The 21,076-nt window shown below is 64.3% G+C and carries 18 protein-coding genes; 4 read left to right on the forward strand and 14 right to left on the reverse strand.

The features are described from left to right. Nucleotides 1-247 precede the first annotated feature (247 nt). From AC4LFW_RS19180 to AC4LFW_RS19190, 3 genes are all read left to right on the forward strand, one after another. Nucleotides 248-1,579, forward strand: a complete 1,332-nt coding sequence (locus tag AC4LFW_RS19180) for a TrkH family potassium uptake protein (protein WP_491821142.1) — start codon at nucleotides 248-250, stop codon at nucleotides 1,577-1,579. After that, a complete protein-coding gene (locus tag AC4LFW_RS19185) occupies nucleotides 1,569-2,252 on the forward strand; it encodes a potassium channel family protein (protein ID WP_491821144.1) in 684 nt (227 codons plus the stop codon). Before AC4LFW_RS19180 ends, AC4LFW_RS19185 begins: the two co-directional genes overlap by 11 nt. 97 nt (nucleotides 2,253-2,349) lie before the next feature. Beyond that, entirely contained in the window at nucleotides 2,350-2,841 is a 492-nt protein-coding gene (locus AC4LFW_RS19190) for a DUF4126 family protein (protein ID WP_491821146.1), read from the forward strand. Between the two features lie 82 nt (nucleotides 2,842-2,923). Here the strand turns inward: AC4LFW_RS19190 and AC4LFW_RS19195 are convergent, their stop codons facing one another. From AC4LFW_RS19195 to rfbB, 11 genes are all read right to left on the reverse strand, one after another. After that, entirely contained in the window at nucleotides 2,924-3,712 is a 789-nt protein-coding gene (locus tag AC4LFW_RS19195) for a hypothetical protein (RefSeq protein WP_491821147.1), read from the reverse strand. 396 nt (nucleotides 3,713-4,108) lie between these two features. Further along, nucleotides 4,109-4,954, reverse strand: coding sequence for a glutathione-dependent disulfide-bond oxidoreductase (yghU, locus tag AC4LFW_RS19200; RefSeq protein WP_491821149.1), 846 nt, complete (start codon nucleotides 4,952-4,954; stop codon nucleotides 4,109-4,111). Nucleotides 4,955-5,217: 263 nt separating this feature from the next. Continuing rightward, on the reverse strand, nucleotides 5,218-6,498 hold the full coding sequence (gene dctM / locus AC4LFW_RS19205) for a C4-dicarboxylate TRAP transporter large permease protein DctM (protein WP_491821150.1): 1,281 nt from the start codon (nucleotides 6,496-6,498) through the stop codon (nucleotides 5,218-5,220). Then, on the reverse strand, nucleotides 6,498-7,124 hold the full coding sequence (locus AC4LFW_RS19210) for a TRAP transporter small permease (RefSeq protein WP_491821152.1): 627 nt from the start codon (nucleotides 7,122-7,124) through the stop codon (nucleotides 6,498-6,500). Before AC4LFW_RS19210 ends, dctM begins: the two co-directional genes overlap by 1 nt. A 239-nt stretch (nucleotides 7,125-7,363) precedes the next feature. Next, the gene (gene dctP / locus AC4LFW_RS19215) at nucleotides 7,364-8,359 is read right to left on the reverse strand and encodes a C4-dicarboxylate TRAP substrate-binding protein DctP (protein WP_491821154.1); all 996 of its coding nucleotides are present in this window, start codon (nucleotides 8,357-8,359) and stop codon (nucleotides 7,364-7,366) included. Nucleotides 8,360-8,738: 379 nt separating this feature from the next. Next, on the reverse strand, nucleotides 8,739-10,130 hold the full coding sequence (locus AC4LFW_RS19220) for a sigma-54-dependent transcriptional regulator (RefSeq protein WP_491821156.1): 1,392 nt from the start codon (nucleotides 10,128-10,130) through the stop codon (nucleotides 8,739-8,741). 1 nt (nucleotide 10,131) lies between these two features. After that, complete coding sequence (locus AC4LFW_RS19225) at nucleotides 10,132-11,931, reverse strand: sensor histidine kinase (RefSeq protein WP_491821157.1); 1,800 nt, start codon at nucleotides 11,929-11,931, stop codon at nucleotides 10,132-10,134. Nucleotides 11,932-12,036: 105 nt separating this feature from the next. Beyond that, complete coding sequence (gene rfbD, locus AC4LFW_RS19230) at nucleotides 12,037-12,948, reverse strand: dTDP-4-dehydrorhamnose reductase (RefSeq protein WP_491821158.1); 912 nt, start codon at nucleotides 12,946-12,948, stop codon at nucleotides 12,037-12,039. Next, complete coding sequence (rfbC, locus tag AC4LFW_RS19235) at nucleotides 12,945-13,490, reverse strand: dTDP-4-dehydrorhamnose 3,5-epimerase (RefSeq protein ID WP_491821160.1); 546 nt, start codon at nucleotides 13,488-13,490, stop codon at nucleotides 12,945-12,947. Before rfbC ends, rfbD begins: the two co-directional genes overlap by 4 nt. Next, entirely contained in the window at nucleotides 13,487-14,359 is an 873-nt protein-coding gene (gene rfbA, locus AC4LFW_RS19240; protein WP_491821162.1) for a glucose-1-phosphate thymidylyltransferase RfbA, read from the reverse strand. The genes rfbC and rfbA overlap by 4 nt, the downstream gene beginning before the upstream one ends. Continuing rightward, entirely contained in the window at nucleotides 14,356-15,426 is a 1,071-nt protein-coding gene (gene rfbB / locus AC4LFW_RS19245; protein ID WP_491821163.1) for a dTDP-glucose 4,6-dehydratase, read from the reverse strand. The genes rfbA and rfbB overlap by 4 nt, the downstream gene beginning before the upstream one ends. Before the next feature lie 321 nt (nucleotides 15,427-15,747). On the opposite strand from rfbB, the gene AC4LFW_RS19250 reads away from it, so the two are divergent. Next, nucleotides 15,748-16,014, forward strand: coding sequence for a hypothetical protein (locus tag AC4LFW_RS19250; RefSeq protein WP_491821165.1), 267 nt, complete (start codon nucleotides 15,748-15,750; stop codon nucleotides 16,012-16,014). A gap of 22 nt (nucleotides 16,015-16,036) precedes the next feature. Here AC4LFW_RS19250 and AC4LFW_RS19255 read toward each other — a convergent pair whose 3' ends face one another. The 3 genes from AC4LFW_RS19255 to AC4LFW_RS19265 are packed head-to-tail and all read right to left on the reverse strand — an operon-like array spanning nucleotide 16,037 to nucleotide 20,980. Continuing rightward, nucleotides 16,037-17,164 carry an ABC transporter permease gene (locus AC4LFW_RS19255; protein WP_491821166.1) on the reverse strand — a complete coding sequence of 376 codons (1,128 nt, stop codon included), beginning with the start codon at nucleotides 17,162-17,164 and terminating at the stop codon, nucleotides 16,037-16,039. A gap of 1 nt (nucleotide 17,165) precedes the next feature. Next, on the reverse strand, nucleotides 17,166-19,907 hold the full coding sequence (gene rbbA / locus AC4LFW_RS19260) for a ribosome-associated ATPase/putative transporter RbbA (protein ID WP_491821167.1): 2,742 nt from the start codon (nucleotides 19,905-19,907) through the stop codon (nucleotides 17,166-17,168). After that, on the reverse strand, nucleotides 19,904-20,980 hold the full coding sequence (locus AC4LFW_RS19265) for an HlyD family secretion protein (RefSeq protein ID WP_491821169.1): 1,077 nt from the start codon (nucleotides 20,978-20,980) through the stop codon (nucleotides 19,904-19,906). The genes rbbA and AC4LFW_RS19265 overlap by 4 nt, the downstream gene beginning before the upstream one ends. Between the last annotated feature and the right edge of the window lie 96 nt (nucleotides 20,981-21,076).

Here is a 21,076-nt window from a genome sequence, read left to right on the forward strand (position 1 = left end):
ACCGACAGTTGGCGTTTTGACGAGAGGCGACCTGTGGCCTGTCCATCGCCAGCACATTGACGGCAGGCGACAGCGACCGGCGCTGGCAGCTTGGAATGCCGAGCAAGCGTGCCGGACCGCGCCGTTTCGATGCGCTTTTGCTATCGTGTCGGCCTCGTTACCGGGCTCGCTATTGCTCGGCGAACCCAGAATCCATACACCCACGATGGCCGAGCGTTCGGCCTCGCAATCGTTTTAGGTGCTGCCCTTGCTACGCAATGCTGCCAGCCGACCGGCACGTCTCATCCCGCTCGCCTTTCTCATCGCGACCTTGCTGGGCACAGCGTTGCTGTCGCTGCCTGTGGCGACGGCCGGGCCTGGTCAGGCACCGCTGCTGACGGCGCTGTTCACCGCCGTGTCGGCGGTCTGTGTGACGGGGCTGATCGTGCAGGACACGGCTGTGTATTGGTCGTTTTTTGGTCAGTGTGTAATCCTGCTGCTGTTCCAGATCGGTGGTCTGGGCATCATGAGTGGTGCGACGCTGCTCGGCCTGATGGTCAAGCGGCGCCTGCAGCTGAGCAGCCGTCTGGTCGCGCAGCAGGAGACTCGCTCGCTCGGGCTCGGGGACGTCGCTGGCGTGTTGCGGTTGATCCTGCTGGTTACCTTGAGCGTCGAGCTGGTCGTGACGGCGATCCTCACCCTGCATTTTCGCCTGAGCTATGACCTGACCTGGTCGAAGGCACTCTGGGACGGGCTTTTTCATGCGGTATCGGCGTTCAACAACGCCGGCTTCTCGACCTATTCCGACAGCCTGATGAGTTTTGCCACGGACCCGGTGGTGCTGGTGCCGATCATGCTGGCGGTGATCATCGGCGGCCTGGGTTTCCCCGTGCTCTACGAGTTCCGCCGCGACCAGCGCGGCAAGCCCTGGACCATCCATACGCGCATCACGCTCTGGGGTTCGGCGGTGCTGCTGTTCGGCGGCATGGTGGCGATCCTGTTCTACGAGTGGAGCAACCCGGAGACGCTTGCCGGCATGAGCCTCGGCGACAAGCTGCTGTCTGCGCTGTTCAGCTCGGCAGTGGCGCGCACGGCGGGGTTCAACAGCCTGGACGTCGGCCAGTTCGAGGCGCAGACGCTGGCTGTGCATTACTTCCTGATGTTCGTCGGCGGCGGCAGCGCGGGCACCGCCGGCGGGATCAAGGTGACGACCTTCTTTCTGCTGTTCTTCTTTATCTGGGCGGAGATCCGCGGCAACGCCGATACCGTGGCCTTTCGCCGCCGCATCTCCTATGCGACGCAGCGGCAGGCGCTGACCGTGCTGTTCCTCGGCTCGCTCACGGTGGCCATCGGCACCATGATCCTGCTCAGCGTGACGCGGCTGGAACTGGGCGTGGTGCTGTTCGAAGTCATTTCCGCATTCGCCACGGTCGGTCTGTCCACCGGCATCACGGCGGATCTGCCACCGTCCGGCCAGCTGGTGATCATCGCGCTGATGTTCATCGGCCGGGTCGGCACCATCACCCTGGCCACGGCCCTTGCGCTGCGCAGCGTGACCAAACACTACCGCTACCCGGAGGAGCGCCCCATTGTTGGATAACCTGTTCGGCAAGAGATTCGAGAACGACAGCGTTGCGGTCATCGGCCTGGGGCGATTCGGTTCGGCCGTCGCCGACTCGCTTACGTCCATGGGGCACGAAGTGCTGGGCATCGACAGCAACAGCGCGAACGTGCAGCAGTGGGTCGACGTGCTGACACACGTGGCCCAGGCCGACTCCACCGACGTCCGCGCGTTGCGTCAGCTGGGGGTCGACCAGTTCCGCCATGTGGTGGTCAGCATAGGTACCGATCTCGAGGCCAGCGTATTGACCGTGCTCGCCCTGCAGGAGCTGGGCGTGCCGGACATCTGGGCCAAGGCCCTGAGCAAGCGCCACGGGTTGATCCTCGAGCGCACCGGCGCCCATCACGTCGTATACCCGGAGACCTCCATGGGCGAACGCGTGGCACACCTGGTTACCGGCAAGATGTTCGAGTTCATCGAGTTCGACGACGGCTTCGCCATTGCCTCCACCAGCGCGCCGCGCGGCATCCATGACAAGACCCTGGCCGATTCCGGCGTGCATCGGCGCTACGGGGTCACCATCGTCGGGGTAAAGAGGGCCCATGAAGACTTCATCTACGCCAAGCCGGAAACCCTGATCCATCCGGGCGACATCCTTATCGTGGCGGGTGAAACCAGGCTGGTGGAGAAGTTTGCGGCGGCGAAAGGCTAGCGGTGTGGCGCCGGCAGGCCAGCTGACCACTCGGAGCTGCAGATGAACCGTACGAGCCCGGCACCGGTCGCACATTAGAGCAACCGGGAGACTGAGCATGACTATTTCGAGCAATCTTTTATGGGGCGCCCTGGCGCTTGGTCTGGTAACTGGCATGCGCAGCACGCTGGGGCCCACCATGACCAGCCGGGCGCTGGCCGCGCGTGACGATATCGACCAGGCGGATGAACCGGCGCGTACCCTGGCATCACACCGCGCGCAGCAGTTTCTGATACCCATGGCGGCGGGCGAGCTGCTGGGCGACAAGATGCCCTTCGCGCCGGATCGGACCATCCTTCCATCAATGATGTTTCGCGCGGTATCAGGTGGCGTGACCGCTGCGGCGCTGGCCAGCGCACGGCGACAGCCGATTTGGCTTCCAGCATTGGTCGGCGCAACGGCCGCGCTGGTCGCGTCGAAGGTTGGGCTAGCCTTGCGCAAACCCTATCAGGCCGAGCCGTATGTCAATGCCGCGTTGGGGCTGACGGAAGATTGCGTGGCGCTGGCAGTCGGTACCGTTGGGCTGCGGTGCGCGCTGGACAAGCGCTAAGGGAAGGTGGGCGGCTCGCTAAAGCCGGTTGATAACACACGGGCCGCATGGCGCGGCCCGTGATCGCACAGCGGTCGGCGTTTTACCGCTTGATCACGCAGATCCGGTCTGTGCAGGTGCCCGCATGGGTGGGGGCCAGGCTTTCCGTCGCGTGGCGAGTGCCGACTGTCTCGCTGGCAAAGCCGCCACCGGTCGGGGATGCGGTGCCGGTGTTTTCCGGGTAGTCGGTGCCGGCCCGTTTGGCCGCCGTGCCCACATCGTAGCGGCCGGTATCGCCTGAGTCTGTATGGGTTTCAGCGGTACGGTCTGTTGCCGCTGTACTGGTTGTCCCGGTAACCGGGGCGGTTGTATCGCGATGGGTATCAGCCGAATGGCCTGCATGGCTGGCGGACCCAACGAAATGCTTGTCCAGGTGACTGTCACCGCCGGTTGCGCCGGCATAGGGGCTGGTTGCTCCGGAATGGCCAGGGGTCGAGCCCGCACCGGCACCGTTGTCGTTGATATTGAGCGCACCGTTGTACTCCAGTGCGTCGCGCGCCTTCGCCAGCTGGTCGTCATCGTTAACATCAACGGCGATCACCAACGAACCGCGGCGCACCGCTTCAGGGTAGGCCTTGGCATGGTGCTTGTGGTCTTCGTGCGGCTCGTGACCGAACAGAGAGTTGAAGAAGTTCGCGATCTTCGAGTCGTGGTGCGGGCGGTCCACGGTGTTGTCGCTGGTGGAGTAGGGTTCGTCGTAGGCATGAATGTTCGCGCTGTCGGCACCTACGGAGTGAATTTGCTCTTTGCCGATGCCCCGTGACATCAGGTCGCCCACGGTACGGTTGGCATCGGTCGGCGTCGCGAACGCCGCTACTAGTGTGTGTTTCATGGTTCACCTCGCGTTGTGTTGAACAACTGGGTTGGGCGAGCGCTGCGTTGTCGGTCCCGCACGACACGCAAGGGTGCGGGTACCACGGCAGCAGCGTGCTGCACGATCGGCTGCAGCAAGAGCAACGCTCATTGATATTGGGTTGGGACGTACCGCCATAGTTCAGATTGGCGGTCGAAAACTCGGCCAACCTGGCGTTCGCTGGCGATGGCAGGTCGAGGCGAGATGGACAGTTGGTTGAGGGGGGAAGCGCTGGATGACGCGCTGGAAGCGCTGCCGAAGACGGCAGAACACAGGGGCATTCGCAGTATCGCGTAGTCAGAAAGCGCGGCTGCGGTGTAAGGCTTCGCTGATGGCTTCCAAAGGCCGGTCAGTTTGCCCGACCGGCCTCGTGTGTCAGTCCAGATCCGACGCGTCGTGGCGTTCCGGCGCTTGTTCGGACTCGTCGCCCCAGGTGCGGTTGACCTTGCGCCCGCGGATCACACCTGGCCGCTCGGCCACTTCCGCGGCCCAGCGCTGCACGTGTTTGTAATCCTGCACCGAGAGGAATTCGGCAGCGCTGTACAGCTCGCCGCGGGCCAGGACGCCGTACCAAGGCCAGATGGCCATGTCGGCGATGGTGTATTCATCGCCCGCGACGTAACGATTTTCGGCCAGCTGGCGATCCAGCACGTCGAGCTGGCGCTTGACCTCCATGGCGTAGCGGTTGATCGGATATTCGTACTTTTCCGGCGCGTAGGCATAGAAATGCCCAAAGCCGCCTCCAAGGAAAGGCGCCGAGCCCATTTGCCAGAACAACCAGTTCAGGGTTTCGGTCCGTGCGCGGGTTTCGGTCGGCAGGAAGGCGCCGAATTTTTCCGCCAGGTACACCAGGATCGAGCCTGACTCGAACACCCTCAGCGGTTCGCCTTCGACGCTGTGGTCGGCCAGTGCTGGAATCTTGGAGTTCGGATTGATCGCGACGAAGCCGCTGCCGAACTGGTCGCCATCGCCGATCTTGATCAGCCAGGCATCGTATTCGGCGCCGCTGTGGCCGAGCGCAAGCAGCTCTTCGAGCATGATCGAGACCTTTACGCCGTTGGGTGTCGCCAGCGAGTAGAGCTGCAACGGGTGCTTGCCCACCGGCAACGCCTTCTCTTCCCTCGCGCCGGCGGTCGGTGCGTTGATGCTGGCAAACTTGCCGCCAGACGGCGCGTCGTGTGTCCAGACTTTCGGCGGTACGTAGGAGGTGGTGTCACTCATGGCAGTTCCTCAAGGTTGAAATGGCGGAATTCCAGACGATGCGTGGCCGGGATTGCGGTGCGCGCTTCTGGCCGTAGCCTTTCCAGCGGGCATCTGCCGGCTCCGTCATGAAGCCTGTCATGTACGACAGCGACAAGTCGACGATTGCGTCCGATGGGCTCGTGAACATACCGCGTGAGGGCTAGCTGCAGGAGTTGGCTTTGCTGTAGACAAAAAAAGCCCGGCGAGGCCGGGCTAAGGGAAGCGGTTTATCTGGCGATCACTTACATGCCGAGCAGATTTGGCAGCGCCAACGAGATAGACGGCACGTACGTGATGATCATCAGGAAGCTCAGCAGCAATGCGAGCCACGGCATCACGGCACGGATCACCTGAGTCACCGGCATGCCGGTCACCGCCGAGGCGACGAACAGGTTCAGCCCCACAGGCGGCGTGATCAGGCCGATCTCCATGTTCACCACCATGATGATGCCCAGGTGGATCGGATCGATGCCCAGCTCGATGGCGATCGGGAACAGGATCGGCGCCAGGATCAGGATGATGGCGGACGGCTCCATGAAGGCACCAGCCACCAGCAGCACGATGTTTACCACCAGCAGGAACATCCAGGGCTGCAGGCCGGCCTCGAGCACCATGGCAGTGATCTGTTGCGGGATCTGCTCGGTCGTCAGCACATGCGCAAAGAGCATCGCGTTGGCGATGATGAACATCAGCATGATCGACAGCTTGCCCGACTCCAGCAGCACCTTCGGGCAATCACGCAGGGTCAGGTCCTTGTAGACGAACAGCGCGACGAACGCCGAATACACTGCCGCGACGGCCGCCGCTTCGGTCGGCGTGAACATGCCTGAGTAGATACCGCCAAGGATGATCACCATCAGCAGCAGGCCCCAGGCCGCCTTGCGTGCGGCGGACAGCCACTCGCGGAAGGTGGCTCGCGGCAGTGCCGGCAGGTTCTTCTTCACCGCGATGATGTAGATCGCGACCATCAGGCCCAGGCCCAGCAGCAGCCCCGGCACGACACCGGCCATGAACAGCTTGCCCACGGAGGTTTCGGTGGCGGCGGCGTAGACCACCATGACGATCGACGGCGGGATCAGGATGCCCAGCGTACCGGCGTTACAGACGATGCCGGCGCCGAACGCCTGCGGATAACCGGAGCGCACCATGCCGGCAATCGCGATCGAGCCGACCGCGGCTACCGTCGCCGGCGAAGAACCGGACAGGGCGGCGAACAGCATGCAGGCCAGCACCGCCGCAATGGCCAGGCCACCGCGGATGTGGCCGACGCTGGCGTTGGCGAAGTCGATGAGTCGTTTGGCGACGCCACCGGTGGTCATGAATGCGCCGGCCAGCAGGAAGAACGGAATCGCCAGCAGGGTGTAGTGCTCGGACGTCTCGAACAGCTTGATCGCCAGCGAGGTGACCGAATCCGGGCTGAACAGCAGGATGGTCAGCGAACCGGCCAGGCCAAGGGAAACGGCCACCGGCACGCCGATGAACATCAGCGCGAAGAGCGCGACAAAGAGGAACAGGATCGTCATTACTTCGGCTCCTCTGCGCCCAGTTTCGCGGCTTCGGCGGCTTCGTCTGCCAGGCCCAGGCCGGTTTGCTCGTTACGCAGGATGCGCACGAAGATTTCGGCGAAACGGATAAAGACCATGGCGAATCCGATCGGCACGATCATGCCGATGTGCCATTGCTTGATGCCGAAATGACCGAGATCTTCTGCACCGATGTTCGCGGTGAACAGGGCCGAGATCCAGTTGAAGCTGGCGAAGGCCAGCAGGCCTGCATAGCCGAGGCAGAACAGGCAGGCGACGATGCCGATATAGCGCTGGACATTGCGCGAAGCGAGCTTGACCAGTGCGTCGATGCCGATGTGCCCGGCGGTGCGGACACCGTAGGCCAGGCCGGAAAAGATCAGCCAGGCGAACAGCGCCTTGGTCAGTGCCGTACTCCAGGTCATCGATTGAGCCAGGCCAATGGTGAAGTCACCCATGGCGAAGAACAGATCGCTGGCACCCTCAAAGCGATCGCCGAGGCTGTAGAAAACGGTGTAGAGGTTGTTCAGGACCACATAAACGAAGGTCACCAAGGTCATGGCGGCCAGCAGGAAGGCGATAAACGCTTCTTCGAAGTGGTCCCAGACGCGCCAGAGGGCGTTCATGGATGACATCTCCCGATGAAATGCATTGTTTCGATGGGCGTACAGAACGTGCGCCATGGGCCGGTCGGGTGACCGGGATGACAGAGCAATGAAAAACTCTTGTTCTCGAGGCGTCTGGCCCGGGATCACCGCGCCGCAGGTATCGCCTGGCTGGGTTGTCTTTTCACTGAGCTGTCGGTATTGCCGGTGTCGCTTGGTCGGAACGGAGAGGGCGGCTTGTGACCGCCCTCTCGCAAGGCTTACTGGGCCTTGTTGGCTTCTTCAGCGGCCTTGATCAGGTCAGCACCGATGTCGTTCTCGAACTTGCTCCAAACCGGCTTCATCGCTTCGCGCCACTTGGCACGCTCTTCCGGAGTCAGCACCAGGATTTCGGTGGTACCGGCAGCCAGGATGTCCTGCTTGGCTTTCTGGTTCAGGTCATCGGCCTGCTTGTTCACCTCGACGGTGACCTCGTCGATGATCTCGTTCAGCTCGGAACGCACGTCTTCTGGCAGACCTTCCCAGAACTTGGTGTTGGTGATCAGCATGTAGTCGAGCAGACCATGGTCGGACTCGGTGATGTGCTTCTGCACTTCATGCATCTTCTGCGAGTAGATGTTCGAGTAGGGGTTCTCGGCACCGTTGACCACGCCGGTCTGCAGGCCCTGGTAGACCTCGGCGAAGCTCATCTTGCGCGGGTTGGCGCGCAGGGCCTTGAACTGCTCGTCCAGTACGGCAGATGCCTGTACGCGGAACTTCAGACCGCGGGCATCTTTCGGCTCACGCAGTTCCTTGTTGGCGGACAGCTGCTTCATGCCGTTGTGCCAGTAGGCCAGGCCGGTGATGTTCTTGTCTTCCATCGAGCTCAGCAGCTTCTGGCCGGCATCGCTCTGCTGGAAGCGGTCAACCGCCTGGATGTTGTCGAACAGGAACGGCAGGTCGAATACCTGAACGCCCTTGGAGTAATGCTCGAACTTGGCCAGCGACGGCGCGATCAGCTGTACGTCACCCAGCAGCAGTGCTTCCATTTCCTTGCCATCACCGAACAGGGAAGAGTTCGGGTAAACCTGAACTTCAACCTTGCCGGGCAGACGCTCTTCGACGAGCTTCTTGAACAGGACGGCACCCTGACCTTTCGGGGTGTTCTCGGCAACCACGTGGGAGAACTTGATCAGGATCGGATCGGCGGCCTGGGCCAGGCTTGCGATACCGAGGGACAGAGCACAGGCGAGCGCCGTGGCAGTCAGCTTGAACATTGTTGTGTTTCCTCTTGTTGTGAAGTGAGCCACTGCGTCGGGGCAGTAAGCTCGGCTGTAACCAGCAAGGCAAGTCTAGGCGGCATTGAAGGATTCGCAGCGCCTTAGGCTCGATTGGCCGGTTCATGGGGTTAGCGAGAGCAAGTGCTGTGCCAGATGCACGAGCCTGCAACTCGTAGCGCGCGAGTTTACTCCTATACGGGCGAAATACTGATGAATGATTCTCAGCCGGACCGTCTAGGCTGCAGGTTCCGTCCCGGTCGATGATCCTCGTCCCGTCGTCCGCCATGAGGCCGGAAAGATGTGTCGCAACGGTGTCAGCGCAGACCGAAATGGACGATACGGCTTCCGCACGTGAGAGCTGGCGGAAAATCGCCAGCTATTCGCCTTCATCGGGCGAGAATCCGCCAGCATCGGTAAACACCAGGCCGTGCTTGCGCAGCTTGTCGTGGAGCGTTTTGCGGGGCAGGCCCAGGGCTTCGGCCACGCTGCGCAACGAACCGTGCGGGCGCGCCAGCTCGGCGGCGATCAAGGCACGTTCGAAGCCGTCTACCTGTTCGCCCAGGCCTTTGCCCGCGACGCCGGGGGTGCTTTCGGCCGGGCGGCCGGGGTCGTCGAGGCCCAGATCCAGGCCCAGGGCGAAGCGTTCGGCGGTGTTCTGCAGCTCGCGTACGTTGCCTGGCCAGGTGTGGCGTAGCAGCTGGGCGCGCTGGTCCGGTCGCAGCTCCCGGATCGTCAGCCCGTGACGGTTGGCAGCCGTTTCGGAGAAATGCTGGAAGAGAAACAGCAGGTCCTCGCTACGCTCGCGCAGAGGCGGGATGCGCAGGGGCGCAACGTTCAGGCGGTAGTAGAGGTCGGCACGAAAGCGCCCCTGGTCCGCGGCCTGGCGCAAGTCTTCCTTGGTCGCGGCAATGACCCGAATGTCGAGCGGTATCGTCTGGTTGCCACCCAGGCGCTCTACCACACGCTCCTGGAGCATGCGCAGCAGCTTTACCTGCACATCCAGGCTCATGCTTTCGATTTCATCGAGGAACAGGGTGCCGCCGTTGGCAAACTCGAACTTGCCGATGCGGCGCTTCTGGGCGCCGGTAAAGGCGCCGGCCTCATGTCCGAACAGTTCGCTTTCGACCACCGACTCGGCCAGCGCCCCGGCATTGATCGCGACGAACGGCCCGCTGCGACGGCTCGACAGGTCGTGCAAGGCACGGGCGACGACTTCCTTGCCGGCGCCGGTTTCGCCAAGGATGAGGACGTCCGCCTGGGTGCCGGCCAGTGCGCCGATCTGGTCGCGCAGGCGCTGCATGGCCGGCGACTGGCCAAGCAGGCGGGTCGACAGCTGCTGCCGGTCGGCCAGCGCCAGGCGCAGGCTGCGGTTGTCCAGCACCAGCTGGCGCAGGGCGAGCGCCCGCCGCACGCTGTCGAGCAGCGCATCGCTGGGAAAGGGCTTTTCCAGAAAGTCGTAGGCGCCGGCGCGCATCGCCTGCACCGCCAGCTGGATGTCGCCGTGGCCGGTGATCAGCAGCACCGGCAACTCGCTGTCGAGCCTGTGCAGCTGCTGTTGCAGCTCCAGGCCGTCGATGCCCGGCATGCGGATATCGCTGACCACCACGCCGGGCCAGTCTGCCGGGAGCAAGCCGGCCAGTCCCCGCGCATCACCGAGACCCAGCACCTTGAGGCCGGCGAGGTCGAGCGTCTGGCTTAGCGCCTTGCGCAAGTGCGGATCATCGTCGACCAGGACGACCTGGACATGCGGGTCGATCGTATGGGTCATGCTAGTCCTCGCTTGGAAAGACGACGCCGGGGTCGGCCGAATGCAGATGAAGGCTGATCTGGGCGCCGCCGTCTGGATGGTTGGTCAGGGTCAGTTCGCCGTCCAGGGCGCGTGCCAGGGTATCGCAGATGGCCAGGCCGAGGCCCAGCCCCTGGGCGCTGGTCTTGGTGGTGAAGAAGGGTTCGCGGGCGCGTTGCAGCGCCTCGCCGGAAAAGCCCGGGCCGTTGTCGCGCAGGGTCAACAGCACGCCGTCGCCCTGGCGTTCGGCACGTAGCCAGATGCGCCGCACCGGAGGCCGCTCCACCAGCGCATCGAGGGCGTTGGCCAGGAGATTGGAGATGATCTGCCGCAGCCGCGTTTCGCCGGCCTGTACCCATAGCGTTGCATCCGGCAGGTCGCGAATCAGCTCCACGCCCATGGCCTGGCGCCGCTTGGCCAGCAACGCAAGGGCATCATCGAGCGCCGGCTGCAGCGCGACCCGTTCGGGTGCATGACGGTCGCGGCGGGCAAAGGCGCGCAAATGGGCAATGATCGAAGCCATGCGCGCCGTCAGCTCGCTGATCAGCCGTAGATTGTCGCGGGCCTCTTCGCTGCGCTGCTGATCGAGCAGCACGCCCGCATTGTCCGCATAGCTGCGAATCGCCCCGAGCGGCTGATTGAGTTCATGGCTGATGCTGGCGGACATGGTGCCCAGCGCCGAGAGCTTGCCGGCCTGGAGCAGCTCATCCTGGGCGCGGACCAGCTCCTGCTGCGCCTGCTCGCGCTCCAGGACCTCCTGCTTGAGCCGGCTGTTCAGTGCCTCAAGATCCTGGGTTCGCTGCTGCACACGCAGCTCCAGCTGCTGGCGGGCCTTGGCATCCAATGCGATGCGTTCCAGATAATGGCGGCGACGCTGCATCAGCAGGCCGATGAGCAGGAGCAGGGTGGCCAGGGTCGCCGCACCTATCGCCACGACGGTTTGTACGGGCCGCTCGACCAGGCTGATGGGGGCAAGGATGCGAACGGTCCAGCCGGTTTCCTTGAGTTCGCGGCTCTGGATCAGCCAGGCATCGATGTCGAGGGTGAGGTCCCTCGGCTCGAGGGTCGGATAGGGTCGTTCGGAGGCGATCTGCTCGCGTTCCTCATGATCCAGGGCTCGGCTGGCATGGAAGCGCCAGTCCGGTCTGGAGGTAAGGATGACCACGCCAAAGCTGTCGGTCACCATCAGCTGCTCAGGGGTGCTGCCCCAGAGCGTTTCGGTGTGGTCCAGATCGACCTTGACCACCAGCACGCCAAGCAGCTCATCGCCATCGCGCACAGCGGCGCCAAAATAGTAGCCACGTTTGCCGGAAGTGGTGCCCAAGCCGAAGAACCGGCCAAGCTTGCCGGCCATGGCTTCGCGGAAATAGGGTCGGAAGGCGAAATTGCGCCCGACGAAGCTGTCTTCTTCATTCCAGTTCGAGGCGGCCAGCGTGGTGCCATCCGGCGCCATCAGGTAGATGACGTCCGCGCCGGTTTCCTTGCGCAGCTGATCGAGCAGCCGATTGGCCTGGTCCTTGGTGGCCGGGTTGTCTCCCTCGCGCAACGCGGTGCGCAAGGTCGGCAGGTCGCCAAGGATGCGGGGCAGTACCTCATAGCGGCGCAGCGAGCCGAGCAGGTTGGCCACGTAGAGATCGAGGGTCTGGCGGTTCTGCTCGATCAGCTCGTTGCTGTAGTAACGCTCGGCCAGCTGTTGCAATGGCCACAGCAGCGGCGCGAGCAGCAGGGCCAGCAGGGCCAGGTTGCGCCAGCGTGGGCGCCGGGGAGATACGGGTGAGGTCATGCAGGTGCGCCTGTGGTTCGGGCACATTATGCACGTTCATGGCCTCGCTGGAGCTGCAGAAGCGCGTGTCATGCGACTGGTCATCCGGCTCTGACGATGCGCCTGTCAGACGCCTTGCGCAGCCTTCAGGTCCTGCTGAACCGGGTCAGCGGATTGTTCGCCAAGGCACTGCTGCAGGGCGGTCTGCCAGTCCGGCAGCCCCACGCCCCAGTCGCGCTGCAGCCGCGTGCAGTCCAGCCGCGAGTTAAGTGGACGCTGGGCGGCGGTGGGGTAGTCCTTCGAGTGAATGGGGGTGAGTCTGGCCCGTAACCGGCCCTGCTGGCGGAGATCATCGGCGATGCTGCAGGCGAACCCATACCAGGACGTTTCACCACTGGCTGTCAGGTGGTAAAGCCCGCTGGCACTGCCCTCGCCGTTTCGCCACTTGCGCACCAGCTCGGCGGTAACCGAGGCAATGGTGCCGGCCCAGGTGGGTGAGCCGATCTCGTCATCGACCACTGAAAGCGTGTCGCGCTCCTGCAGCAAGCGCTGCATGGTCAGCAGGAAGTTGCGCCCGTGCTTCGAATAGACCCAGCTGGTGCGCAGGATGAGATGTTGCCCGCCCACCGCCTGGATGGCTTCTTCACCGGCCAGCTTGCTTGCGCCATAGACACTCAGCGGAGCGGGCCGATCCTCTTCCAGATACGGCGTCGGCTTGACACCTGAGAACACGTAGTCAGTGGAGTAGTGCACCAGCGGTATTCCCAGGCGTGCCGCTTCTTCGGCCAGCACCCCAGGTCCGATGGCGTTTACCGCATAGGCCTGCTCACGCTTGCTCTGTGCAGCGTCCACCGCGGTGTAGGCCGCGGCGTTGATGATCAGGTCGGGACGTAGCAGGCGTACCTGCTGGCGGATCTGGCCCGGCTGTGCCAGGTCCAGCGAGTGATGACCCAGGGCGAGAACCTTTCCATCACCGGCGAGTGCCCGTTGCAGCTCCTGGGACAGCTGTCCCGTGCTGCCGGTGATGAGGATCTTCACGCAAACAGCTCCGCTTCGCTGAGCACCTTGCCGTCGATGTCCTTCTGCGACAGCTGGGGCGGTTCCTCGAAGGGCCAGTCGATGCCGATCTGCGGATCATTCCAGAGCAGCGAGCGCTCGTGGGCCGGCGCGTAGTAATCGGTGGTCTTGTAGAGGAACTCGGCGCTCTCGCTGAGCACCACGAAGCCATGCGCAAAGCCTTCGGGAATCCACAGCTGACGCTGGTTTTGCGCGCTCAGATGGCAGCCGACCCAGCGCCCGAACGTCGGCGAGCTGCGACGCAGATCGACGGCTACGTCGAACACTTCTCCGGCTACCACACGCACCAGCTTTCCCTGGGGCTGCTGGATCTGATAATGCAGCCCGCGCAGCACGCCGCGCTGGGATTTGGAATGGTTGTCCTGCACGAAGCTGCGCTTGAGCCCCGTTGCCGCTTCGAAAGCGGCAGCGTTGAAGCTCTCATAGAAGAAACCGCGCTCGTCGCCGAAGACCTTGGGTTCGATGATCAGCACGTCGGGGATATCGGTGGCGACGACCTTCATGCGTCTTCACCGGCCAGCTTGAACAGGTACTGACCGTAGCCGGTCTTGCCCAGAGCGTCGGCGCGACGCAGCAGCTGCTCGCGGTCGATCCACTTGTGCTGGTAGGCAATCTCTTCCAGGCAGGCGACTTTCAGGCCCTGGCGGTGCTCGATGGTCTGCACGTACTGAGAGGCTTCCAGCAGGCTGTCGTGGGTGCCGGTGTCCAGCCAGGCGAAGCCGCGGCCGAAGCGCTCGACATTCAGATCGCCGCGTTCGAGATAGGCATTGTTGACGTCGGTGATTTCGAGTTCGCCACGCGGCGATGGCTTGATCGACTTGGCGATCTCGACCACGTCGTTGTCGTAGAAGTACAGGCCGGTCACCGCGTAGCTGGACTTCGGTTTCTTTGGCTTCTCCTCGATGGACAGCGCCTTGCCGTCCTCGTCGAAGTCGATCACGCCGAAGCGCTCCGGGTCCTTGACCCAGTAGCCGAACACCGTCGCGCCTTTTTCCTGACGGGATGCGCGCTGCAGCTTCTCGGTGAAATGCTGGCCATGGAAGATGTTGTCGCCGAGGATCAGGCACACCGAATCGTCGCCGATGAAGTCTTCGCCGATCAGGAATGCCTGGGCCAGACCGTCCGGCGATGGCTGCTCGGCGTAGCTGAAGCTGACGCCGAACTGGCTGCCGTCACCCAGCAGGTTCTTGTACTGCGGCAAATCCTGAGGGGTGGAGATCAGCAATATGTCGCGGATGCCGGCGAGCATCAGCACCGAGATCGGGTAGTAGGCCATCGGCTTGTCGTAGATCGGCAGCAGCTGCTTGGATACGCCAAGGGTGATGGGGTGCAGACGGGTGCCGGAGCCTCCGGCGAGGATGATTCCTTTCATGCGTTCTCCAGCGCGCCAAGGCGCTCACGTTGATAGCTGCCGTCCTGGACGCGACGGCACCATTCCAGATTGTTCAGGTACCACTGCACGGTCTTGCGCAGGCCGGTCTCGAAGGTCTCCTGCGGGACCCAGCCGAGTTCGCGCTCGATCTTGCTGGCGTCGATGGCGTAGCGCAGGTCATGCCCCGGGCGGTCCTTGACGAAGGTGATCAGGTCTTCGAAACGCTCGACGCCCTCGGGCTTCTCGGGGGCCAGCTCTTCGAGCAGGGTGCAGATGCCGCGTACCACGTCGATGTTCTTCTGCTCGTTGTGCCCGCCGATGTTGTAGGTCTCGCCCACCTCGCCTTCGCTGACCACCTTGAACAGCGCACGCGCATGGTCCTCGACGAACAGCCAGTCGCGTACCTGGGCGCCATTGCCGTAGACCGGCAGCGGCTTGCCATCCAAGGCGTTGAGGATCACCAGCGGGATCAGCTTCTCGGGGAAGTGATAGGGCCCGTAGTTGTTCGAGCAGTTGGTGATCAGCACCGGCAGGCCGTAGGTGCGCTGCCAGGCGCGGACCAGATGATCGGACGACGCCTTGCTGGCCGAATACGGCGAGCTCGGCGCGTAGGGCGTGGTTTCGGTGAACAGATCGTCGACGCCGTGCAGGTCGCCGTACACCTCATCGGTGGAAATATGATGGAAGCGGAAGGCCTCGCGGCGCTCGGCTGGCAGCGACTGCCAATAGGCACGGGTCGCTTCGAGCAGCTGGTATGTACCGACGATGTTGGTCTGGATGAATTCAGCCGGCCCGTCGATGGAGCGGTCGACATGGGATTCGGCGGCCAGATGCATGATGGCGTCCGGCTGGAATTCCAATAGCGCTTCGCCTACACGCTCGCGATCGGCAATGTCGGCCTGGATGAATTGATAACGATCACTGCCATCGACCTCGGCCAGCGACTCGAGGTTGCCGGCATAGGTCAGCTTGTCCAGATTGAGGACGCTGTGCTCGGTGTCGTGGATGAGATGACGGATCAGAGCAGAGCCGATGAATCCGGCTCCGCCGGTAACGAGAATGCGCATGATGATAGGCTTCCTTGGCGCGCTACTAGAGCTACAGGCTCTTGGCATGTCGGCAGGATAGACCTGCCGAAAATACAAAAATTCCCGTCCGGGCCAGAGCCATCGAGACGGTGTTGATCTGCCGGTCGCGTTTTTCAGCGGGCATACCGGCCGAACGGAGCGAGGATGCGCGTCGGCACCCTTGTGCCTTGACTCGTGCGCCAGCACGGTGAATCGCTTGGCCTGTGTCGATGAACTGACGATTCGACCAAAGGGGCAGCGTCGACAAGGGATAAAACTGCAGTAATATCTCTTTGATATCAATTGCTTGGTGGCAATGGAATGCATCCAAACGACGCGCAACTTGCCGAGTTGCTGAGCCTGACCTCACGCAGTCTGGCGCAACTGAGCGAAGCCCTGACCAGCTTTTCGCTCGAAATGCTGGCCAGCCAGGATCCGGCTGTGCGCATCGCCAGCCGCCGCATGCTGTCACGTGTGGCGCTGATCCAGTCAGCTGCGGGCCTGCCGCCGCAGCTGTCAGGCACGCCTGGCGAAACCGATCTGTCCAGCATGGGGGCTGGCGAGACGTGGAAAACCTCGGGAGGGTAAGGTCCCGAGCTGGCGGTCAACGCTAGTGCAGCGACTTGCGCAGCCGCGACAGCGCACCGACGAAGAACACCGCGCCGATCACCGCCAGCGCCAGCAGCTGCGGCCAGACGATGGCCACGTCGGCGCTGCGGAACAGGATCGCCTGCGCCAGTTCGACGAAATGCGTTGTCGGCGCCACCAGCATGATGTTCTGCACGGGCTCCGGCATGCTCTCGCGCGGCGTCACGCCGCCGGAGAGGATCTGCAGCGGGATCAGCGTGAGGATCACCAGCAGGCCCAGCTGCGGCATGGAGCGCGCCACCGTGCCGAAGAAGATGCCCATGGAGGTGGCGGCGAACAGGTGCAGCGCCGCGCCGCCGGCGAACAGCCACAGCGAGCCCTGGATCGGGATGTCCAGCCAGCCCTCGACGACGAAGCGCAGGGCGAACGCCGCTGCCGCCAGCACCACCAGACCCATCGCCCAGACCTTGCCGACCATGATCTCGAACGGCGTCACCGGCATCACCAGGAGGTGCTCGATGGTGCCGTGCTCGCGCTCGCGGATCAGCGCCGCACCGGTGAGGATGATCGCCAGCATGGTGATCTGGTTGATCACCTCGTTCACCGCGCCGAACCAGGCACGGCTGAGGTTGGGGTTGAACGCGGTGCGCACCACCGCTTCGACCGGCAGCGCGTCTTCGCTGCGGTAGCGGCGAACGAACTCGGCGGTCTCGCTGGCGATGATCTGCTGGATGTGCCCGGCGCCGGTGAAGGCCTGGCTGACCTGGGTGGCATCGACGTTGAGCTGAATGGTCGGCTGGCGGCCGGCGAGCAGGTCCTGCTGGAAGCGCGGCGGGATGTTCAGGGTGAAGGTGTAGAGGCCGTCGTCCATGCCGCTGTCCATCTCCTGATGGCTGATGGCCTTCGGCTCGATGAAGTAGGGCAGCTGAAAGGCGTTGATGATGCGCAGCGACGCCTGCGAGCGGTCCTCGTCGACCACTGCGATGCTGGCGCGGTGCGGCGCCTCGGGAATTGCCGTGGCGCCTTCGTAGATCGCCACGGTGAACGAATAGATGATCAGCACCAGCATCGCCGGGTCGCGGTAAAGGCTGCGCAGCTCCTTGAGGCCGAGCTGGAAGATGTTGCCGAGCTTGCGTCGCAGGCCGCCCATGTCATTTCTCCTGCTTGCGCAGGCCGGCGACGCTGAGCAGGGTCAGCAGCGGAATGGCCAGCAGCATGGGAATGAAATAGGGATACAGCTCGGCCAGCCCGAGCGCCTTGGAGAATACCCCGCGGCTGATGATCAGGAAGTGGCTGGTCGGGTAGAGCTTGCCGATGAAGGCGCCGGCGCCCTCCATCGCCGAGACCGGGTGGATCAGTCCGGAGAACTGGATCGCCGGCAGCAGGGTGACGATGGTGGTGCCGAAGATCGCCGCGATCTGGCTGTTGAGGATCGCTGACATCAGCAGCCCCAGGCCGGTGGCGCAGGTGACGTAGAGCAGCGCGCCGAGGCAGAGGGTGAGGACGCTGCCCTTGACTGGAATGCCGAAGACGAACACCGTCAGCAGCACCAGGGTGGCGAAGTTGAACATGCCCAGCGCGATATAGGGCAGCTGCTTGCCGAGCAGGAATTCCAGGCGGGTGGTCGGGGTGACGTAGAAGTTGGTGATCGAGCCCAGTTCCTTTTCGCGCACCACGCCGAGGGCGGTGAGCATCGCCGGGATCATCATCAGCAGCAGCGGGATCATCGCCGGCGCCATGGCCGGCAGGCTCTGCACGTCAGGGTTGTAGCGGTAGCGGATGGCGACATCGGCCGGTGCCAGCTGCCCTTCGACACCGGCCTCGCGGGCCAGCTGCTGCAGGTAGTTGAGGTGGATGCCCTGCACATAGCCCTTGATGGTGTCGGCGCGCATCGGCATGGCGCCATCGATCCAGAACGCGACCTGGGGCACCGCGCCGCGCTTGAGGTCGCGGCCGAAGTTCGGCGGAATCTCCACGGCCAGGCTGATGTCGTTGCTGCGCATGCGCTGGTCCAGCTCGGCATGGTTGGCCAGCGGCGCCTTCTCGATGAAGTAGCGCGAGCCGGCCATGTTCAGCAGGTAGTGCTGGCTGGTGGTGGTCTGGTCACGGTCGAGCACGGCGTAGGTCAGGTTCTCCACGTCGAAGCTGACCCCGTAACCCATGATGAACATCAGCAGCACGCTGCCGAGCATTGCCAGCGTCGCGCGGATCGGGTCGCGGCGCAGCTCCATGGCTTCGCGGCGGGTGTAGCTGAGCAGACGGCGCAGGCTGAAGCGGGCCTGGCGTCCGTTATTGCCTGTGGCCTGGGTGGGCTTGCTCGGTGCGGCGGGCGGCGTTGCCGGCTGCTCGCCCGCCTGTGCGGCGGCGGCTTCCTCCAGGTAGGCGATAAAGGTCTGTTCCAGCGTCGGCAGCCCGCGCTTGGCCATCAGCGCCTGCGGCGTGTCGCTGTCGAGCACTCGCCCGGCGTGCATCAGCGAGATGCGGTCGCAGCGCAGCGCCTCGTTCATGAAGTGGGTGGAGATGAAGATGGTCACGCCGTCCTCGCGCGACAGCTGCACCAGGAGTTCCCAGAAGCCGTCACGGGCGACCGGGTCGACCCCGGAGGTGGGTTCGTCGAGGATCAGGATCTCCGGGTTGTGGATCACCGCCACCGCCAGCGACAGGCGCTGGCGCACGCCCAGCGGCAGGCTGCTGGGCAGGCTCTCGGCGTCGCCGGTGAGGTCGAAGCGTTCGAGCATCTCCTGCACCCGCGCGTCGCGCCGCTCTGCCGGCAGGTGGAACAGCCGCGCGTGCAGGTCGAGGTTCTGTCGCACGCTCAGCTCGCTGTACAGCGAGAAGGCCTGGGACATGTAGCCGACGCGCTGGCGGGTCTGCATGTCGTGCGGGTCCACCGGCTTGCCGAACAGCAGCGCCTCGCCCTCGCTGGCGGGCAGCAGGCCGGTGAGCATCTTCATGGTGGTGGTCTTGCCGCAGCCGTTGGAGCCGAGGAAACCAAAGATCTCGCCGCGGGCGATGCGGAAATTGACCCGGTCCACGGCGACGAAATCGCCGAAGCGCATGGTCAGCCCGTGGGCCTCGATGGCGATGCTGTCGCTCGCCGGCTGCGGCGGGATGATCAGCTCGCGGTGCCCGCTGCGCTTGGCTTCCGGCAGCAGGCGGATGAAGGCCTGCTCCAGGGAGTCGCTGCCGGTGCGCGCCAGGAGTTCGGCCGGCGTGCCGGTGGCCAGCACCTGGCCGGCGTCCATCGCCACCAGATGGTCGAAGCGCTGCGCCTCGTCCATGTAGGCGGTGGCCACCAGCACGCTCATCTGCGGGCGCTCGCTGCGGATGCGCTCGATCAGCTCCCAGAACTGCGCACGCGACAGCGGGTCGACGCCGGTGGTGGGCTCGTCGAGGATCAACAGGTCGGGGTCGTGGATCAGCGCGCAGCAGAGGCCGAGCTTCTGCTTCATGCCGCCGGAGAGCTTGCCCGCCGGGCGCTCGACGAAGGGCGCCAGGCCCGTGCTGCGGGTCAGCTCGGCGATGCGCCAGCGCCGCTCGGCGGCGTCCTGGCCGAACAGCCGGCCAAAGAACTCGAGGTTCTCGAACACCGTCAGCGTCGGGTAGAGGTTCTTGCCCAGGCCCTGGGGCATGTAGGCGATGCGCGGGCAGACCGCGCGGCGGTGGCCGGCATCGCCCATGTCGCCGTCGAGCACCTGCACATGGCCCTGCTGCAGCTTGCGCGCACCGGCGATCAGCGCCAGCAGGCTGGACTTGCCGACGCCGTCCGGACCGATCAGGCCAACCATGCAGCGTGCCGGCAGGCTCAGGCTGAGGTCATCCAGCGCGCGGGTCTTGCCGTACTGCAGGCTTACGCCGCTGATCTCGGCGACCGGGGCAGGGGACTGGTTCATCTGCCGACATTGATCTGCAGGTGCGCCGGCCATTCGGCGTCCGCGTCCAGCTTGAGGTAGGCGACGCCCGGCAGGCCGGTCTTGACCTGCTCCATGTGCTTTCTCAGCAACTCGGGATCGATCCGCGCCTTGACCCGGAACATCAGCTTCTCGCGCTCGCTTTCGGTTTCAACGGTCTTCGGCGTGAATTGCGCCACGCTGGCCACATAACTGACCTTGGCGGGGATCACGTACTGCGGTGCGGCGTCGATCACCAGGCGGACCTCGGCGCCGATCGCCACGCGACCGGCCTGACGTTCGGGCAGGAAGAAGGTCATGTAGACGTCGGTCAGGTCCACCAGATTGAGCAGCTTGCCGCCGGCGCCGAGCACCTCGCCCGGTTGCGCCACGCGGTACTGCACGCGGGCCGCGCGGTCGGTCTTCAGCTCGCTGTCGCGGATGTCCGCCTGCAGCCGTGTGACGCTCGCCCGTGCGGCCTCGACCGCGGACTCCGCCTCGACCACCTGCGATTTGGCCGCGGCGATGCCGGCCTCGGTCGATAAGACTTGCGCACGCGCTGCGGCCAGCGCCGCCTGCAGGCTTTGCATGCTGGCGAGATCGTCATCGAGCTGCTGTCGCGCCATGGCGTTGCGCGCGACCAGGGTTTCGGTGCGCTGGTAGCGTTTCTGCGCCGCCGTCAGTTCAGCGCGGCGCTGGACCACCAATGCCTCGGCAGTGGCCTTCTCGCTTTCCCGCTGGGCCACCATGGCCTGTGCGGTGAGGATGGCGTTTTCGGCCTGGCGGACTTGCGCTCGCGCCTGGTTCAGCTGGGCCTCCAGCACCTCGGTGTCCATGCGCGCCAGCACCTGGCCCGGCTGGACGAAGTCGCCTTCATCGACGGTGATCTCCAGCACCCGCCCCGGGCTCTTGGTGGCGACGTCGATTTCGGTGGCCTCGATGCGGCCGTTGCCGCTGGCGAAGGCATCGCCCAGCCCCTGGGGCCGTAGCTCGCTCCAGACCAGCAGGGCGATCACGGCGGCGACACCGACGATCGCCAGGGTTTTGAGCGCAGTGCGCGAGAGAGCCAGGTTCATGTATCGCTCCGGATGAGGAGAGTCGAAGCCATCCTAGAACTGTTTGGCTGACAATGCGCTCACTCAGATCAAGCCGGCGACGATTAGCCGGCCCGT

Source organism: Stutzerimonas sp. C6.4V (genome assembly GCF_058536345.1).

Bases quoted from the DNA above. Each gene is read 5' to 3' on its own strand.
- AC4LFW_RS19190 (WP_491821146.1), top strand. From the start codon at position 2,350: ATGACTATTTCGAGCAATCTTTTATGGGGCGCCCTGGCGCTTGGTCTG.
- AC4LFW_RS19195 (WP_491821147.1), bottom strand. From the start codon at position 3,712: ATGAAACACACACTAGTAGCGGCGTTCGCGACGCCGACCGATGCCAAC.
- yghU (WP_491821149.1), bottom strand. From the start codon at position 4,954: ATGAGTGACACCACCTCCTACGTACCGCCGAAAGTCTGGACACACGAC.
- dctM (WP_491821150.1), bottom strand. From the start codon at position 6,498: ATGACGATCCTGTTCCTCTTTGTCGCGCTCTTCGCGCTGATGTTCATC.
- AC4LFW_RS19210 (WP_491821152.1), bottom strand. From the start codon at position 7,124: ATGAACGCCCTCTGGCGCGTCTGGGACCACTTCGAAGAAGCGTTTATC.
- dctP (WP_491821154.1), bottom strand. From the start codon at position 8,359: ATGTTCAAGCTGACTGCCACGGCGCTCGCCTGTGCTCTGTCCCTCGGT.
- AC4LFW_RS19220 (WP_491821156.1), bottom strand. From the start codon at position 10,130: ATGACCCATACGATCGACCCGCATGTCCAGGTCGTCCTGGTCGACGAT.
- AC4LFW_RS19225 (WP_491821157.1), bottom strand. From the start codon at position 11,931: ATGACCTCACCCGTATCTCCCCGGCGCCCACGCTGGCGCAACCTGGCC.
- rfbC (WP_491821160.1), bottom strand. From the start codon at position 13,490: ATGAAGGTCGTCGCCACCGATATCCCCGACGTGCTGATCATCGAACCC.
- rfbA (WP_491821162.1), bottom strand. From the start codon at position 14,359: ATGAAAGGAATCATCCTCGCCGGAGGCTCCGGCACCCGTCTGCACCCC.
- rfbB (WP_491821163.1), bottom strand. From the start codon at position 15,426: ATGCGCATTCTCGTTACCGGCGGAGCCGGATTCATCGGCTCTGCTCTG.
- AC4LFW_RS19250 (WP_491821165.1), top strand. From the start codon at position 15,748: ATGCATCCAAACGACGCGCAACTTGCCGAGTTGCTGAGCCTGACCTCA.
- AC4LFW_RS19255 (WP_491821166.1), bottom strand. From the start codon at position 17,164: ATGGGCGGCCTGCGACGCAAGCTCGGCAACATCTTCCAGCTCGGCCTC.
- rbbA (WP_491821167.1), bottom strand. From the start codon at position 19,907: ATGAACCAGTCCCCTGCCCCGGTCGCCGAGATCAGCGGCGTAAGCCTG.
- AC4LFW_RS19265 (WP_491821169.1), bottom strand. From the start codon at position 20,980: ATGAACCTGGCTCTCTCGCGCACTGCGCTCAAAACCCTGGCGATCGTC.